At 67.8% G+C, this 15018-nt stretch carries 14 protein-coding genes; 7 read left to right on the forward strand and 7 right to left on the reverse strand.

The features are described from left to right. Positions 1-149 precede the first annotated feature (149 nt). From KVS69_RS12720 to KVS69_RS12730, 3 genes are all read right to left on the reverse strand, one after another. On the reverse strand, positions 150-2219 hold the full coding sequence (locus KVS69_RS12720) for an EAL domain-containing protein (protein ID WP_217538348.1): 2070 nt from the start codon (positions 2217-2219) through the stop codon (positions 150-152). Positions 2220-2309: 90 nt separating this feature from the next. Then, positions 2310-3494, reverse strand: a complete 1185-nt coding sequence (locus KVS69_RS12725) for an NAD(P)/FAD-dependent oxidoreductase (RefSeq protein WP_217538350.1) — start codon at positions 3492-3494, stop codon at positions 2310-2312. Between the two features lie 10 nt (positions 3495-3504). Continuing rightward, positions 3505-4059 (reverse strand): YaeQ family protein, encoded by a 555-nt coding sequence (locus KVS69_RS12730; protein WP_184123933.1) that lies wholly within the window; start codon positions 4057-4059, stop codon positions 3505-3507. A gap of 42 nt (positions 4060-4101) precedes the next feature. On the opposite strand from KVS69_RS12730, the gene KVS69_RS12735 reads away from it, so the two are divergent. From KVS69_RS12735 to KVS69_RS12755, 5 genes are all read left to right on the forward strand, one after another. Continuing rightward, positions 4102-4986, forward strand: coding sequence for a pseudouridine synthase (locus tag KVS69_RS12735; RefSeq protein ID WP_217538352.1), 885 nt, complete (start codon positions 4102-4104; stop codon positions 4984-4986). Between the two features lie 321 nt (positions 4987-5307). Continuing rightward, complete coding sequence (locus KVS69_RS12740; protein ID WP_068851222.1) at positions 5308-5517, forward strand: cold-shock protein; 210 nt, start codon at positions 5308-5310, stop codon at positions 5515-5517. A 102-nt stretch (positions 5518-5619) separates the two neighbouring features. Next, a complete protein-coding gene (locus tag KVS69_RS12745) occupies positions 5620-6312 on the forward strand; it encodes a glutathione S-transferase (RefSeq protein ID WP_217538354.1) in 693 nt (230 codons plus the stop codon). 37 nt (positions 6313-6349) lie between these two features. Beyond that, the gene (locus KVS69_RS12750; RefSeq protein ID WP_217538356.1) at positions 6350-7915 is read left to right on the forward strand and encodes a YdiU family protein; all 1566 of its coding nucleotides are present in this window, start codon (positions 6350-6352) and stop codon (positions 7913-7915) included. A gap of 40 nt (positions 7916-7955) precedes the next feature. Next, on the forward strand, positions 7956-8492 hold the full coding sequence (locus KVS69_RS12755; RefSeq protein ID WP_217538358.1) for an adenine phosphoribosyltransferase: 537 nt from the start codon (positions 7956-7958) through the stop codon (positions 8490-8492). On the opposite strand, the gene dbpA is transcribed toward KVS69_RS12755, so the two are convergent. Together dbpA and KVS69_RS12765 are read right to left on the reverse strand one after the other, a co-directional pair. Beyond that, complete coding sequence (dbpA, locus tag KVS69_RS12760; protein ID WP_068851234.1) at positions 8493-9869, reverse strand: ATP-dependent RNA helicase DbpA; 1377 nt, start codon at positions 9867-9869, stop codon at positions 8493-8495. It abuts the gene before it with no gap. 16 nt (positions 9870-9885) lie between these two features. Further along, positions 9886-10950, reverse strand: coding sequence for a YeiH family protein (locus KVS69_RS12765; RefSeq protein WP_217538359.1), 1065 nt, complete (start codon positions 10948-10950; stop codon positions 9886-9888). Between the two features lie 114 nt (positions 10951-11064). Here KVS69_RS12765 and KVS69_RS12770 point away from each other — a divergent pair, with 114 nt between their 5' ends. Together KVS69_RS12770 and KVS69_RS12775 are read left to right on the forward strand one after the other, a co-directional pair. Then, positions 11065-11967, forward strand: coding sequence for a LysR family transcriptional regulator (locus KVS69_RS12770; protein ID WP_217538361.1), 903 nt, complete (start codon positions 11065-11067; stop codon positions 11965-11967). Positions 11968-12003: 36 nt separating this feature from the next. After that, positions 12004-13899, forward strand: a complete 1896-nt coding sequence (locus tag KVS69_RS12775) for an ATP-binding cassette domain-containing protein (RefSeq protein ID WP_217538363.1) — start codon at positions 12004-12006, stop codon at positions 13897-13899. 204 nt (positions 13900-14103) lie between these two features. On the opposite strand, the gene KVS69_RS12780 is transcribed toward KVS69_RS12775, so the two are convergent. Together KVS69_RS12780 and KVS69_RS12785 are read right to left on the reverse strand one after the other, a co-directional pair. Next, positions 14104-14565 carry a cytochrome c gene (locus KVS69_RS12780; protein WP_217538365.1) on the reverse strand — a complete coding sequence of 154 codons (462 nt, stop codon included), beginning with the start codon at positions 14563-14565 and terminating at the stop codon, positions 14104-14106. A gap of 8 nt (positions 14566-14573) precedes the next feature. After that, entirely contained in the window at positions 14574-14969 is a 396-nt protein-coding gene (locus KVS69_RS12785) for a c-type cytochrome (RefSeq protein WP_068851249.1), read from the reverse strand. Positions 14970-15018 lie beyond the last annotated feature (49 nt).

A 15018-nucleotide genomic window follows, 5' to 3' on the forward strand; every position in this document is an offset into this window, starting at 1 on the left:
CGCTCCACGAAGCGCAGGTGGCCTGAACGCCCCTTGAGAGTGTCCAGAAAAACTTGACCACCACAGGTTCACGGCGTGTCCCGCAAACCCACACCCGCCGGCCCAAAACAGTGAAACCGCAGGCCGCCGGTTTTGATTTACGGCACTACTCACCCAAACTCAAAATTCATCACTGGCGCAGCCGGCCCCACGAACTCGCCCTGCACATAATCAACGCCTGCGCTGAACAACAGACTCATCGAGCCGTTGTCGGCGACGAACTCGGCGATGGTGCGGATGTTGGCTTCCTGCGCGCGCGTGGTGATTTCGGCGATCTTCTCGCTGTTCTCGCGGGTGCGGGCGAAGTCGCTGGTGAAGTCGCGGTCCAGCTTGAGGAACTGGGGCTGGAAGTGTGCCAGCAGCTGGAACGAATCCAGGCCCGAGCCGAACTGCTCCAAGCCGATCCGGCAGCCCAGCGGTGCCACGTCGGCCAGGAACTGCTGCGCGTTGCGCAGGTGGGTGAACACCTTCGCTTCCGGTGCATGCAGCCACAGCCGCTCGCCCGGTACGCCGTGCGCCTGCAGCTCGCGGCGGATGGTGGCCACCATCTGCGGGTCGTTGAACGACTCCGGCGTGATCTTCACCATCATGTGCGTGGCATAGCCGGCGCGCTCGCGCTCGCCCAGCACGCTGATCGCATGCGCCACCACCCAGCGGTTGATGTCCGCCAGCAGCCCGTGTTCCTCGGCAATGCCCAGGAAAGCGGTCGGGCTGAGCAGCTCGCCGTTGTTGTCCAGGCGCAGGTACGCTTCGTACAGCTCCAGCGGTTCGCCGCCCAGGTTGAGCACCGGCTGGTAATGCAGCTGGAAGCCGTCGCCGGCCAGCGCCTCGTTGATCCGGGCCACCCAGCGCTGGATGCGTTCTTCTTCCACGCGGTCCACTGCCGCCGGATCGAAGATCCGGCTGGTGTTGCCCAGCTCCGATGCGGCCTGCTGGCATTCGGTGGCGCGCGCCAGCACCTGGCCGATGCTCGCGATCTTCTCGCCGACCTGCACACCGCCGATGCTGACCGTGACCGTGGCCGAACGCTCGCCGATGCTGAACACCTGCGCCGCGAACGCCTCGCGGATCCGGTCCGCCAGTGCCTCGGTCTGGGCGAACGCACCTTCGGTCAGCACCGCCAGGCTGTGCTCGCCGAAGCGGGCCAGCTGCGCGGTGTCGCCGACGGTGTCGGCCAGCACCCGCGCCAGCGCTGCGATCAGGGCATCGGCCGAGTCCAGCCCGATGTCCGGCAGCAGGCGCGCGTAGTGATCCGGTTCGATCAGCAGCAGCCCGAACCGGCCCTCGCTGCGGCCGGCCTGGGCCACCGCGTTTTCCACGTGCAGCATGAAGGTCTGGCGGTTGAGCAGGCCGGTGACCTGGTCGCGCTGGCGCAGGTCCTCCACCTCGCGGGCCAGCTCCGGGTCGAATTCCATGCGGCGGCGGAACACCACCTGCAGGCAGCTTTCGCCTTCATAGGTGGCCGGGGTGAATTCCATCGTGGCGGCGAACACCGCCCCGTCCTGGTTGCGCGCATCCACCTGGTACTGCGGCGGCGGCGCTTCGCCCTTGCTCAACGACTTGAGCAGCTGCTTGAAGCCGTCCACGTGCTGCGGGGCGACCATGTCCAGCAGCGAAATGCCTTCCACGTCGTCGAACGATTCGAACCCGAACATCTCCAGGTACGCCTCGTTGGCGCGGATGTGCATGCCTTCGTGGACGTAGGCAATCGGGTCGCGCGAGGAGGAGATCAGCGCGTCGCAGCGGCGCTCGGTCTCGCGCATCTGCGCCTCGATGCGGCGCAGGCCACGGCGCGCGTGCAGGTCGGTCCACTCGTTGCGCACCACCGCCAGCAGGTGCTCGGGGCGGCTGCGCAGGGCCACCGCGCGGATGCCGTTGGCACTGGCTTCCACCCATTCGGTTTCGTTGATGGTCTCGGCCAGCAGGATCATCGGAATGTCCTTGCCGCTGGCCGCGATCTGCTGGGTCACCTGCAGCAGCGGGATGCTCTGCGCGGGCGCGGCCAGCACCAGGTCGATCGGCTGGCCGCCGATGATCTGGCCCAGCTCCTCGACGTTCTGCGGGCGCGCCGGGCGCACGGCAATGCCGCTGTTGCGCAGCATGCTGACGATGGTTTCGGCGTTCTCGCCGCTGTCATCCACGATCAGCAGGCGGACGGTGATGTCATTCGCGTTCTGCATTCACTACTCCCCGGACTGCAAACTTGATACACGATGCATGTGACTTCGTCCATGCCGGCGGCGGGCGCCGATCACGGAATGAAAGGGCCGCTACACGACCTGGCCGGCGGCATGGCCGCTGGCCCAGGCCCACTGGAAGTTGTATCCCCCCAGCCAGCCGGTGACATCCAGTACTTCGCCGACGAAATGGAGACCCGGCACCAGCTGCGACTCGAACGTGCTGGACGACACCTTGCGGGTGTCCACGCCCCCCAGCGTGACCTCCGCGGTACGGTACCCTTCGGTGCCGCTGGCCACCAGTGGGAAATCCTGCAGCAGCGCGGCGGCCTGGCGCAGCTCGCGCTCGTCGATCTGGCGCACCGGACGGTCCGGCAGCCAGTGTTCGCACAGGCGCAGCGCCAACCGGCGCGGCAGCACCTCGGACAATACCGTGCGCAGCTCGGCCGCGCCCCGGTCGCGTTTCATGGTGCGCAGCCAGTCTTCGGCATCCTGTCCCGGAAGCAGGTCCAGGCGCAGGTCGTCGCCCGGTTGCCAGAACGAGGAGATCTGCAGGATCGCCGGGCCGCTGATGCCGCGATGGGTGATCAGCATCGAGTTGCGGAACTCCACGTCGTTGCAGCGCGCCGCGATCGGCAGCGCCACCCCGCTCAGGTCATGGAAGCGCTCCTGGTGCTTGCCGCTCAGGGTCAGCGGCACCAGCCCGGCGCGGGTCGGCAGCACCTCGTGGCCGAACTGGCGGGCCAGTTCATAGCCGAAGCCGGTGGCCCCCAGGCTGGGGATGGACAGGCCGCCGGTGGCGACCACCAGCGAGGCGGCATGGAAGCGGCCCTGCGCGGTCTGCACGTGGAAGCCGTCCGCACCGCGCTCGACCTTCTCCACCGCGCAGTCGGTCCGGATCTGCGCGCCGGCGGCCGTGCATTCGTCCACCAGCATGCGCACGATCTGCTTGGACGAGATGTCGCAGAACAGCTGGCCCAGCTCCTTCTCGTGGTAGGCGATGCCGTGCCGCTCGACCATGTCGATGAAGTCCCATGGCGTGTAGCGCGCCAGCGCGGACTTGCAGAAGTGCGGGTTGGCCGACAGGAAGTTGGCCGGGGCGGTGCCGGTGTTGGTGAAGTTGCAGCGGCCACCGCCGGACATCAGGATCTTCTTGCCGACCTTGTTGGCATGGTCGATCACCTGCACCATGCGCCCGCGCCGGCCGGCGGTAAGCGCGCACATCAGCCCGGCAGCGCCGGCACCGATCACCAGGACATCGCAGCGGATCGTACTCATCGGCGCTGGATCAGGCCTGCGGCTTCTGCTTGCGCCAGGTCGGGGTGAAGGTCAATTCCTTCGTGTCCGAGATCAGCCGCACTTCGCCGTCCTGGATCATCACGTCCCAGCGCATGGTGCGCTCGATCTGCTCGCCAAGCTCGGTGACGAGGTCGCCCGGCAGGTCCATGACCTCCAGCGACGCCAGCTTGTTCAACGCCGCGCTGTTGCGCTTCCACCAGGTGTCGGTGAGGTTGCTGCTGCCGTACATCACCAGCTGCACCGCGCGGGCACGCCCACTGGCCTTGCGCAGGCGGGATTCGTCCGGTTGGCCCAGATCGATCCACAGCTCGATGTCGCCGGTGTAGTCCCGGCGCCACAGGTCCGGCTCGTCGTCCACGCTCAGTCCGCGGCCGAATTCCAGCCGTTCGTCGGCGTTCAGGGCAAAGGTCAGCATGCGCACCATCAGGCGCTCATCGGTTTCCGACGGGTGCTGGGCCAGGGTCAGGTTATGGGTGGCGTAGTAGCCACGATCCATGTCGCTGATCTGCAGTTGGGCCTTGCGGATGGTGGCGGTGAGGGCCATGGGGGTACCGTAAACAAAGAGCGCCATGATAATGCGTGGGGTATGCACCCGTCCGATCCGATTACCGGCCACGTTGCCGCCAGCCGCCTGCAGTTGCCCCCGGGCGACTGGCGCTGCCTGCTGGATGGGCTGTGTGCGCGGTTCCCGCGCATCGACCGTACCCAATGGCAGGACCGGTTCGCGCGGGGCCGGGTGCGCGATGCGCAGGGCAGGGCGCTGGCGGCCGACCACCCCTGGCAGGTGGGGCTGGAGATCCACTACTTCCGTGAGGTGGCGGACGAGCCGGTGATTCCGCACCAGGAGGCCATCGTGCATGTCGACGCGCACCTGCTGGTGGCCGACAAGCCGCACTTTCTGCCGGTGACCCCGGCCGGCGGGTACGTGCAGCAGACCCTGCTGGCGCGGCTGGTGGCCCGGACCGGCAATCCCGACCTGGTGCCATTGCATCGATTGGACCGATTGACGGCCGGTCTGGTGCTTTTCTCTACATGCACTGAGACGCGCGATGCATACCAGCGGCTGTTCCGGGAGCGGCGCATCGTAAAGACCTATGAGGCCATTGCGCCGGGACTGCCCGGGCGGGCGTTCCCGCTGGAGCGGCACAGCCGGCTGGTGCCGGGCGAGCCGTTCTTCCGCATGACCGAGGCCCCGGGCGAGCCGAATGCGCGGACGCGGGTCGAGGTGATCGACGCGGCGGGCCCGTTCTGGCGCTATCGCCTGCATCCGGAGACCGGCCGCAAGCACCAGCTGCGCGTGCATATGGCCGCGCTTGGGGCGCCGATCTGCGGGGATGACCTGTATCCGGAACTGAACCCGGCCGGGCCGGGCGCTGCTGCACCTGTGCTTCAACTGCTGGCGAAGGCCCTCGCGTTCGAGGACCCGCTGACCGGCGAGTCCAGACAGTTCAGCAGCGGGCTGAACCTTTAGGGCCGCTGGGCCTGCCGTTTGGCTGCAATTAAGGCGGAAAATACATGAATAGGGTGTCGGAATTCGTGTAGCATTCCCCAATCCCTTGTCCTGTCAGGCGGGAGGGGGGAGGTGGCTGAATAACCCAGCTATCGCTTTTTGGGTAAAAGACGCGTATCGTCCCCCACACTGTGTTTGCTAGGGTCACCGTGAATCGTGGCCTGATGCGGTTGATCTCACGATCCGCTCATCGATCCGCTTTACCAACGCCTGCAACTCAGTCTCGGCTCCGGAAATCCGGTGGTCGCGATTATTTCAACTTATGTTTCAGGAGTTAGTTACATGTCTGATCGTCAGAGCGGTACCGTCAAGTGGTTCAACGATGCCAAGGGCTTCGGCTTCATCACCCCGGAAAGCGGCCCGGACCTGTTCGTGCACTTCCGTGCCATCCAGGGCACCGGCTTCAAGTCGCTGCAGGAAGGCCAGAAGGTGACCTTCGTCGCCGTGCAGGGCCAGAAGGGCATGCAGGCTGACCAGGTGCAGGCCGCCTAATAGGCTCCTGCCACCGCAAGGTGCCAAGAACGCCGGAAGCGAAAGCTTCCGGCGTTTTTTATTGCGGGTAGCATGGGCGTTTGCCCCCCTGCGGACCTGCCGATGATCAAGGTGCACCATCTGGACCACTCGCGCTCACAGCGCGTGCTGTGGATGCTTGAAGAGCTGAACCTGCCGTACCAGCTGGTTACCTACCAGCGTGACCCGAAAACCTGGCTGGCCCCGCAGGCGCTGCGCGACATCCATCCGCTGGGCAAATCGCCCGTGCTGCAGGACGACGCCCTGGTCCTGGCCGAATCCGGCGCGATCCTGGAATACCTCGCTGACCGCTACGACAGTGGCCGCCAGCTGTCGCCCGAGCCGATGCCGGCGCAGGCCGCCGAGCGCGTGCGCTATCGCTACTGGATGCATTACGCCGAAGGTTCGGCGATGCCGCCATTGCTGATGAGCCTGGTGTTCGCGCGGGTACGCAAGGCACCGATGCCGTTCTTCGCCAAACCGATCGCGCGCGGAATCGCCGACAAGGTGATGAAGGGTTTCGTAGGCCCGCAGCTGAAGCTGCACCTGGACTGGATGGAGCGCGAACTGGCCAGCTCGCCCTGGTTCGCGGGTGAGCGCTTCACCGCCGCCGACATCCAGATGAGCTTCCCGATCCAGGCCGCGGCCTCGCGCGCCGGCAGCATGGAGCGCTACCCCAAGCTGCAGGCATACCTCGCCCGGATCGCACAGCGCCCCGCGTTCCAGCGTGCCGTGGAGCGCGGTGGCCCGCTCGACCTGAGCGCGGGCGCGGCCTGAGCTTGCGGGGGCGTGCCGGTGCCCCCACCTTGTCGTGATGAGCACTGAACCGCTGCGCTTCGACAACCGATTCATCCGCGACCTGCCCGGCGACGACGAAACCGGCCCCCGCGTGCGCGAGGTGCGCGGCGCGGCGTGGTCGGCGGTGATGCCCACGCCGGTAGCCGCGCCCACGCTGCTGGCGTACTCGCCTGAACTCGCGGAGCGGTTGGGTCTGGGCCGGGATCTGCTGGACAGCCCGGATTTTGCCCGCGTGTTCGGCGGCAACGCCCTGTATGACGGCATGCAGCCCTGGGCCGCCAACTATGGCGGGCATCAGTTCGGGCACTGGGCCGGCCAGCTCGGCGACGGTCGCGCCATTTCACTGGGCGAGCTGCTGGCGCCGGAGGGTGCACGCTGGGAGCTGCAGCTGAAGGGGGCAGGGCGCACACCGTATTCGCGCGGCGCCGACGGCCGTGCCGTGCTGCGCTCGTCGATCCGCGAATTTCTCTGCAGCGAAGCGATGCATCACCTTGGCGTGCCGACGACGCGTGCGCTCAGCCTGGTTGCCACGGGTGACAGCGTGGTGCGCGACATGTTCTACGACGGCCATCCCGAAGCGGAACCGGGTGCGGTGGTGTGCCGGGTGGCGCCCTCGTTCCTGCGCTTTGGCAGCTTCGAGCTGCCCGCGTCGCGCGGTGAGGTGACGTTGCTGCGGCAGCTGGTCGACCTGTGCATCGCGCGCGATTTTCCCGAACTGGCCGCTGGGGGCGAGCAGCCGTATGCCGCCTGGTTCGCGCAGGTCTGCGAGCGCACGGCGGTGCTGGTAGCGCACTGGATGCGGGTCGGCTTCGTGCATGGGGTGATGAACACCGACAACCTGTCCATCCTCGGCCTCACCATCGATTACGGCCCATATGGCTGGGTGGACGACTACGATCCGGACTGGACGCCCAACACCACCGATGCGCAGGGCCGCCGTTACCGCTTCGGCACCCAGCCGCAGGTGGCGTACTGGAACCTGACCCGGCTGGCGCAAGCGCTGGCGCCGCTGTTCGAGGACGTGGCCCCGCTGCACGAAGGACTGGCGCGTTTCCAGGCCGTGCATGCGCGCTGCGAGCGCAACGACATTGCCGCCAAGCTGGGCCTTGCCGAGTGCCAGGACGCGGACCTGGCATTGATGGCCGATTGGCTGACCCTCCTGCACGACGGCGAGATGGACATGACGCTCGCGTTCCGTGGCCTGATCGACCTCGATCCGCAGGCGCCCCGGCTCGCCGTACTGGAAGAGGCGTTCTACAGCGAGGCACGACGTGAGGCCGTGCTGCCTGCGCTCCAGCAGTGGTTGCAGCGGTATGTGGCCAGGCTGCAGGCGGACGCCCTCGACCCCGTGCAGCGCCGGGAGCGCATGGCCGCAGCCAATCCGCTGTACGTGCTGCGCAACTGGCTGGCGCAGGAAGCCATCGAGCTGGCGGGGCAGGGCGACCTCAGTGGCGTGCACACGCTGCAGGAAGTGCTGCGTCGTCCGTATGAGGTCCAGCCCGGGCGTGAACACTACGCGGCCAAGCGGCCGGAGTGGGCGCGCAACAAGGCCGGCTGCTCGACGCTGTCCTGCAGTTCATGAGGCCGGGTTACCCTATGCCACCCATTCGTTGTCTCCCGCCATGACCGATCTTCCCGCCACGCCCGCCTGGGCCGCCCGCCTGCGCGACGTCGCTGATTTCCCCAAGCCGGGCATCCTGTTCAAGGACATCATGCCGCTGCTGGCCGATGGCGATGATTTCGCCGCCGCCATCGATGCGATGGTCGCGCCGTGGCGCGAGGCACGGCTGGATGCGGTGATGGGCATCGAGTCGCGCGGCTTCATCCTCGGCGCGGCGATGGCCCGCGTACTGGGCGTGGGCTTCGTGCCCGTGCGCAAGCCGGGCAAGCTGCCCGGCCGCACGCTGAAACAGGACTACACGCTGGAATACCGCACCGACAGCATCGAAGTGCATGCCGATGCATTGCCGCCGGGCGCGCGCGTGCTGGTGGTGGACGACGTGCTCGCCACCGGCGGCACGCTGCTGGCCGCGCTGTCGCTGGCCAGGCAGCTGCAGGTCGAGGTGCTCGGCGCCGCCGTGCTGGTCGAACTGGCTGGCCTCGGCGGCCGCGAACGCTGGACCAGCGATGTGCCGCTGGTCGCGAACCTGGTGTACTGATTACATCTTCCGCACGCGGAAACGCCGGCCCTTGATCTTGCCCGCTTCCAGGCGGGCGATGGCCTTGCCCACGTGTTCGCGGGCGATCGCCACGTAGGAACGGGTGGCGTAGATGTCGATCTTGCCGATCACCTTGGCCGACAGCCCGGCATCGCCGGTCAATGCACCCAGGATGTCGCCGGGACGCAGCTTGTCGGTCTTGCCGCCGTCGATGCGCAGCGTTTCCATCGCCGCCTGCGGCAGTACCGCCGGGCGTGCGGTGGCCAGCGGGGTCTTCTGCCAGTCCAGCGGCTTGCCCTGCGCCGCTTCCAGCGCATCGGCGCGGTTGCGCTCGCGGTGGGTCACCAGGCTGATCGCCAGCCCGGTGGCGCCGGCGCGGCCGGTGCGGCCCACGCGGTGTTCGTAGGTTTCAATGTCGGTGGGCAGCTCGTAATTGATCACCGCCGCCAGGTCCTGCACGTCCAGCCCGCGCGCGGCCACGTCGCTGGCCACCAGCACGTTGCAGCTGCGGTTGGCGAAGCGCACCAGCACTTCGTCACGGTCGCGCTGTTCCATTTCGCCATGCAGCGGCAACGCGGAGAAGCCGAACTGCTGCAGCGATACGGCCACGTCATCCACGTCGCGGCGGGTGTTGCAGAACACCACGGTCGATTCCGGCGTGTACTTCAGCAGCAGGCCGGCCAGCGCCTTCTGCTTGCTGGCCAGGTCCACTTCGCAGAACAGGTGGCGGATTGCCGGGGCGTGGTCGGCGCCTTCCACGGTCACTTCCACCGGATCGCGCAGCAGCACGCGCGCGATCTCGCGGATTTCGTCGGGGTACGTGGCCGAGAACAGCAGCGTCTGGCGGTCCTTGCTGGTGCGCCCGGCGATTTCGCGGATCGGTTCTTCAAAGCCCATGTCGAGCATGCGGTCGGCTTCGTCCAGCACCAGCGTGGTCACCCCGCCAAGCTTCAGCGCGCGCTTGCGGCCCAGTTCCTGGATGCGGCCGGGCGTGCCGACCACCACGTGCGGGTCGTGCGCTTCCAGCGACGCCAGCTGCGGCGCCAGCGGCATGCCGCCGGTCAGCACCACCAGCTTGAGGTTGGGAATGCCGGTGGCCAGCTTGCGGATCTGCTTGCCGACCTGGTCGGCCAGTTCGCGGGTGGGGCACAGCACCAGCGCCTGCGCGCGGATCACCGCCGGGTCCAGCGCCTGCAGCAGCCCCAGTCCGAAGGCGGCGGTCTTGCCGCTGCCGGTGGGCGCCTGGGCGATCAGGTCGCGACGGGCGAGGATGGCGGGCAGCGCCTGCGCCTGCACGGGAGTCATCTGGGTATAGCCCAGCGCGTCGATGCCCGCCGCCAGCGAGGCCGACAGGGGCAGTTCGGAGAATTCGTTCATGCCACATTCTACCCGCTCAGCCGATCAGCCAGTGAACCGCCAGGTTGATCCCCAACCCACCAACGAGCAGCCATGCAAACAGCAGCAGCGCCAGCAGCAGTGGCTTCGGCCCCGCCCGGCGCAGGGCGGACACGTGGGTGGTCAGGCCCAGCGCGGCCATCGCCATGGCCAGCAGCACGGTATCCAGGTCGATGGCCGCGCCGACCACGGCGGGCGGCAGCAGGTGCAGCGAGTTGATGCCCGCCACCGCCACGAAACCGAACGCAAACCAGGGCACCACGATCCTGGCCCGCGCCGTGCCGGGCTGCGTCGCATGGCCGCGGGCCAGCAGCAGCGACAGCGCCACCAGGAACGGGGCCAGCATCATCACGCGCACCATCTTGGCGATCACGGCGGTATCGGCGGCGCCTTCGCTGACCGCGCGCCCGGCCGCCACCACCTGGGCCACTTCATGCACCGTCGAGCCGGTGAACACCCCATAGGCCTGTTCACCCAGCGACAGCCAGGCGTGTTCCAGGTTCAGCTGGTACAGCGCCGGATACAGGAACATTGCCAGCGTGCCGAACACCACCACGGTCGACACCGCCACGGTGGCCTGTTCGGCGCGGCCGCGTACCACCGGCGCCGCGGCCATCACCGCGGCCGCTCCGCAGATGGCGCTGCCGGCGCCGATCAGCATCGCGGTATCGCGGTCGATCCCCAGCCAGCGGGTGCCGGCCCACCACGCCAGCCCGAAGGTGCTGGTCAGTACCAGTGCGTCCATCAGCACGCCGCCTGCGCCGACCTGGCCGATGTCCTGGAAGGTCAGGCGCATGCCGTACAGGACGATGCCGGCGCGCAGCAGCCAGTGCTTGGCGAAGCCCACACCGTCCGCCGACGATGCCGCCAGGTGCGGGTACACGGTGTTGCCCAGTGCGATGCCCAGCACGATGGCCAGGGTGAGTGCACTGATGCCGTGCGCCTGCAGCCATGGCACGGAGGACAGGCCGATGCCCGCCGCCGCAAGGATGGCGGTCAGCAGCAGGCCGGGCAGCCGGCTGCGCCAGCGTTGGAATGCACCCGGGGTGGGGGCGCTCGCCATTGAAGTGGTCACGGTTCGCTCTCGTCGAAACAGGGCTACAGCGTGCCCTTGACCAATCAATTGGTAAAACGCATTGTTTGTGTAAAATCAACCTATAAAGAAGGTTACGCCACGATGCGTCTGACGCTGCGCCAATGGCAGGTTTTCGTGAGCGTGGCCGATGCCGGATCCACCGCAGCGGCAGGCGCCCAGCTCCAGCTGTCGCAGTCGGCGACCAGCGCCGCGCTCAACGAACTGGAGGGGCAGCTTCCCGCACCGTTGTTTGACCGGATCGGGCGCCGGCTGGTGCTCAACGCCACCGGGCGCGCGCTGCTGGACCCGGCCCGCGCGCTGCTGGTGGCGGCGAGGGAGCTGGAACAGCAGGCCGGGGCAGGGCAGTCGCACGCGGCTGGCACACTGGCCCTGCAGTTGCGGATAGGCGCGAGCACCACCATCGGCAATTACCTGCTGCCGACCCGGGTGGCTTCGTTGCTGGCGGCCAATCCGCAGGCCCAGGTGGACCTGCGGATCGGCAACAGCGCCGACGTGGTGGCGGCGGTGCAGCGGTTGGAGGTCGACCTGGGCGTGATCGAAGGACCGTGCCACGAAAGCGGCCTGGAGGTGCTGCCCTGGCAGCGCGATGCCCTGGTCATCGTGGCGGCGGCCGCCTCGCCGTTGCCGAATGCGGTGGATGTCGCGTCACTGGCCGCGGCGCGCTGGCTGCTGCGCGAGCCCGGTTCGGGCACCCGCGAGGCGGTTGAACAGGCCCTGCTGCCGCACCTGCACCACTTCGGGCGCGCCATGCAGCTGGGCAGCACCGAGGCAATCAAGCAGGCGGCGGCGGCGGGGCTGGGCCTGGCCTGCCTGTCGCGGCACGCGGTGGCCGACCTGGTCGCGCTGGGCAGCCTGCGGGTCCTGCAGACCCCGCTGCCGCCCCTGTCGCGTCAGCTGTGGGTGGTGCGCCACCCGGGCAAGCGGGTGCCGGCGGAACTGACCGCACTGCTGGGACTGCCGGCATCCGCTTTTGCGTCCGGCTGAGCGACGCCGCAGGCCGCCAGCCCGTACAATGGCGGGATGCCTCTGATTACTCTGCAAAACGTCGACTTCAGCGTCGGCGGCCCGCTGTTGCTGGAAAAAGCCGAACTGTCGATCGAGCCGGGCGAACGCATCGCCCTGATCGGCCGCAACGGCGCCGGCAAATCCACCCTGCTCAAGCTGCTGTCCGGCGACCACAAGCCCGACGACGGAGAAGTGCGCGTGCAGCAGGGGGTGCGCATCACCCGGCTGGAGCAGGAAGTGCCGCACGGCGCGGCCGGCAGCGTGTTCGACGTGGTCGCCGATGGCCTGGGCGAGCTGGGCCAGTGGCTGGCCGAATTCCACCACCTCAGCGTGGCCGACGAGTTCGATGGCGATGCGCTGTCGGCGGTGCAGGCCAAGATCGATGCCGCCAACGGCTGGGGACTGGACCAGCGTGTGAGCGAAACGCTGACCAAGCTCGACCTGGACGGCGATGCCGAATTCGCGCGCTTGTCCGGCGGCATGAAGCGCCGCGTGCTGCTCGGCCGCGCGCTGGTGTCCGCGCCGGACCTGCTGCTGCTGGACGAACCGACCAACCACCTGGACATCGAAGCCATCGACTGGCTGGAAATGTTCCTCAAAAACTGGAACGGCAGCGTGGTGTTCGTCACCCATGACCGTCGCTTCCTGCGTGCGCTGGCCACCCGCATCGTCGAGATCGATCGCGGCCAGGTCACCAGTTGGCCGGGCGACTGGGCCAACTACGAACGCCGCCGCGAAGAGCGCTTGAACGCGCAGGCACAGGAAAACGCGCGCTTCGACAAGATGCTGGCACAGGAAGAAGTCTGGATCCGCCAGGGCATCAAGGCCCGCCGCACCCGCGACGAAGGCCGCGTGCGCCGCCTGAAGGCGATGCGCAGCGAGCGTTCGCAGCGCCGTGAACTCGGCGGCAACGTGCGCATGGAAGCGTCGCAGGCGGAGAATTCCGGCAAGAAGGTCATCGACGTCAAGGACATTTCGTTCGCGTTCGGCGAGCGGGTGATGGTCAAGGATTTCAGCACCACCATCCTGCGCGGCGACCGGATCGGCCTGATCGGTCCCAACGGCAGCGGCAAGACCACGCTGCTCAAGCTGCTGCTGGGCGACCTGGCGCCGGACAGCGGCGAAGTGCGCGCCGGCACCAACCTGCAGATCGCGTATTTCGACCAGTACCGTTCGGTGCTGCGCGAGGACTGGACCGCGATCGAGAACGTGGCCGAAGGCCGCGATTTCCTCGAGGTCAACGGCAAACGCAAGCACGTGCATGCGTACCTGCAGGATTTCCTGTTCACGCCCGAGCGTGCGCGCGCGCCGATCACCCGGCTGTCCGGTGGCGAGCGCAACCGGCTGCTGCTGGCCAAGCTGTTCGCGCAGCCCTCCAACCTGCTGGTGATGGACGAACCGACCAACGATCTCGACGTGGAAACGCTGGAGCTGCTCGAAGAGCTGCTTGGTGATTACACCGGCACGCTGCTGCTGGTCAGCCATGACCGCGACTTCCTCGACAACGTGGTGACCTCCACGATGGTGATGGAAGGCGATGGCGTGGTCGGCGAGTACGTGGGTGGCTACACCGACTGGCAGCGGCATGCGGCACGCGTGGAAGCGGCGGCTGCAGCAGCACCGGCAGCGGTTGCCGGACCGCGTCCCGCAGCGGCACCGGCGCCGGCGGCCAGCGCCGAACCGGCCGCGCCCAAGCGCAAGCTCAGCTACAAGGACGCGCGCGAGCTGGAGCAGCTGCCGTTGAAGATCGAAACGCTGGAAAAGGATGTCGAAGGCCTGACCGCCGCGATGAACGATCCCGCGTTCTACCAGCGCAGCGCGCCGGACATGGCCGCACACACCCAGAAGCTGGGGGCGGTGCAGGCTGAGCTGGATGCGGCCTACGCGCGGTGGGAAGAACTGGACGCCTGATCTGCGGCTTCGGCGGATCCAAACGCCGGTCCCGGTGCCGGGGGCGGCGTTGTAATGCCTTCGGATGCTTGGGCCGCGCTGCGCGCGGTGGACACGCATGGCGTGTCCCTACGAATTCTTATGTGCGCAGGACCATGGCGTTGGATCGTAGCGACACGCCATGCGTGTCCCACGGACCCCGTGGGATCACACATGGCGCGCAGATCATTTGACCCCGTGCAGATCCCTGAGCTGGCTCGGCCGCGAACCGAAATACGCGGCCAGGTCGGCAATGTCCTGATCACTCAGGTCGGTCGCCTGACCGGTCATCAGCGGATGCTGGCGGTCCCCAGCGCGGTAGGCCTGCAGGGCGTGGGCCAGGTAATCGCCGTACTGCCCCCCCAGCTTCGGGTAGGTCGGGTCGATCGGCTGGTTGCCGTCGGCGCCGTGGCAGTCGATGCAGCTCTGCCCGGTCGCCTTGCCCTTGACGTTGGCCCGCGCTTCACCGGCGGCGATGCGGCCTGCCGGCAGGCCGGCGGAGGAGCCTGACCCGTGCTCACCACTGGCGTGGCCCGGGTCGGCGGCGGAATCTGCGCTGTTTTCCACCTGCGACTGCGAACAGGCAGCCAGCAGCAGGGCAACGGACAGGGCGATGGCGTGACGCTTGAAGGGCGTGGCTTTCGTCATGAGCGCGCTTATTTGACGGTGGACAGGTAAACAGCGAGATCGGCGATCTCCTGTTCAGAGAAACTCATGGACTGCGCCTGCATCGTGGGATGCCGGCGTTTGCCCTGGCGGTACTCGCTCAGCGCCTGGCTGAGGTACTGCTGGGTCTGCCCACCGATCTTGGGCACCCGGTAGCTGGGGTACGCGTTCTTGTAGCCGGTGATGCCGTGGCACCCCTGGCAGGTGTAGGCCAGCACGCGGCCATTGTCGAAGCTGCCGGTCAGGGCAGGCGGGGCGGCGGGCGCGGCTGCCGGGGCAGCGGCGGGTGGCGCGGGTACGGCAGGAGCAGGTGCGGCCTGGACGGCAACCCCGAAGGGCAGGAGGACGGCCAGAGCAAGACAAGCGGCGAGCGGCTGCGGGCGCATGATGTCGTTTCCGGTATACGGGTTCTGGTCGTTCCGGCGTGGGGTACGG

Origin of the sequence: Stenotrophomonas sp. GbtcB23, from assembly GCF_019091045.1 — a bacterium.
Classification (GTDB): domain Bacteria; phylum Pseudomonadota; class Gammaproteobacteria; order Xanthomonadales; family Xanthomonadaceae; genus Stenotrophomonas; species Stenotrophomonas rhizophila_A.

Coding starts and splice junctions, on each gene's coding strand:
- KVS69_RS12720 (WP_217538348.1), bottom strand. CDS start 2,219: ATGCAGAACGCGAATGACATCACCGTCCGCCTGCTGATCGTGGATGAC.
- KVS69_RS12725 (WP_217538350.1), bottom strand. CDS start 3,494: ATGAGTACGATCCGCTGCGATGTCCTGGTGATCGGTGCCGGCGCTGCC.
- KVS69_RS12730 (WP_184123933.1), bottom strand. CDS start 4,059: ATGGCCCTCACCGCCACCATCCGCAAGGCCCAACTGCAGATCAGCGAC.
- KVS69_RS12735 (WP_217538352.1), top strand. CDS start 4,102: ATGCACCCGTCCGATCCGATTACCGGCCACGTTGCCGCCAGCCGCCTG.
- KVS69_RS12740 (WP_068851222.1), top strand. CDS start 5,308: ATGTCTGATCGTCAGAGCGGTACCGTCAAGTGGTTCAACGATGCCAAG.
- KVS69_RS12745 (WP_217538354.1), top strand. CDS start 5,620: ATGATCAAGGTGCACCATCTGGACCACTCGCGCTCACAGCGCGTGCTG.
- KVS69_RS12750 (WP_217538356.1), top strand. CDS start 6,350: ATGAGCACTGAACCGCTGCGCTTCGACAACCGATTCATCCGCGACCTG.
- KVS69_RS12755 (WP_217538358.1), top strand. CDS start 7,956: ATGACCGATCTTCCCGCCACGCCCGCCTGGGCCGCCCGCCTGCGCGAC.
- dbpA (WP_068851234.1), bottom strand. CDS start 9,869: ATGAACGAATTCTCCGAACTGCCCCTGTCGGCCTCGCTGGCGGCGGGC.
- KVS69_RS12765 (WP_217538359.1), bottom strand. CDS start 10,950: ATGGCGAGCGCCCCCACCCCGGGTGCATTCCAACGCTGGCGCAGCCGG.
- KVS69_RS12770 (WP_217538361.1), top strand. CDS start 11,065: ATGCGTCTGACGCTGCGCCAATGGCAGGTTTTCGTGAGCGTGGCCGAT.
- KVS69_RS12775 (WP_217538363.1), top strand. CDS start 12,004: ATGCCTCTGATTACTCTGCAAAACGTCGACTTCAGCGTCGGCGGCCCG.
- KVS69_RS12780 (WP_217538365.1), bottom strand. CDS start 14,565: ATGACGAAAGCCACGCCCTTCAAGCGTCACGCCATCGCCCTGTCCGTT.
- KVS69_RS12785 (WP_068851249.1), bottom strand. CDS start 14,969: ATGCGCCCGCAGCCGCTCGCCGCTTGTCTTGCTCTGGCCGTCCTCCTG.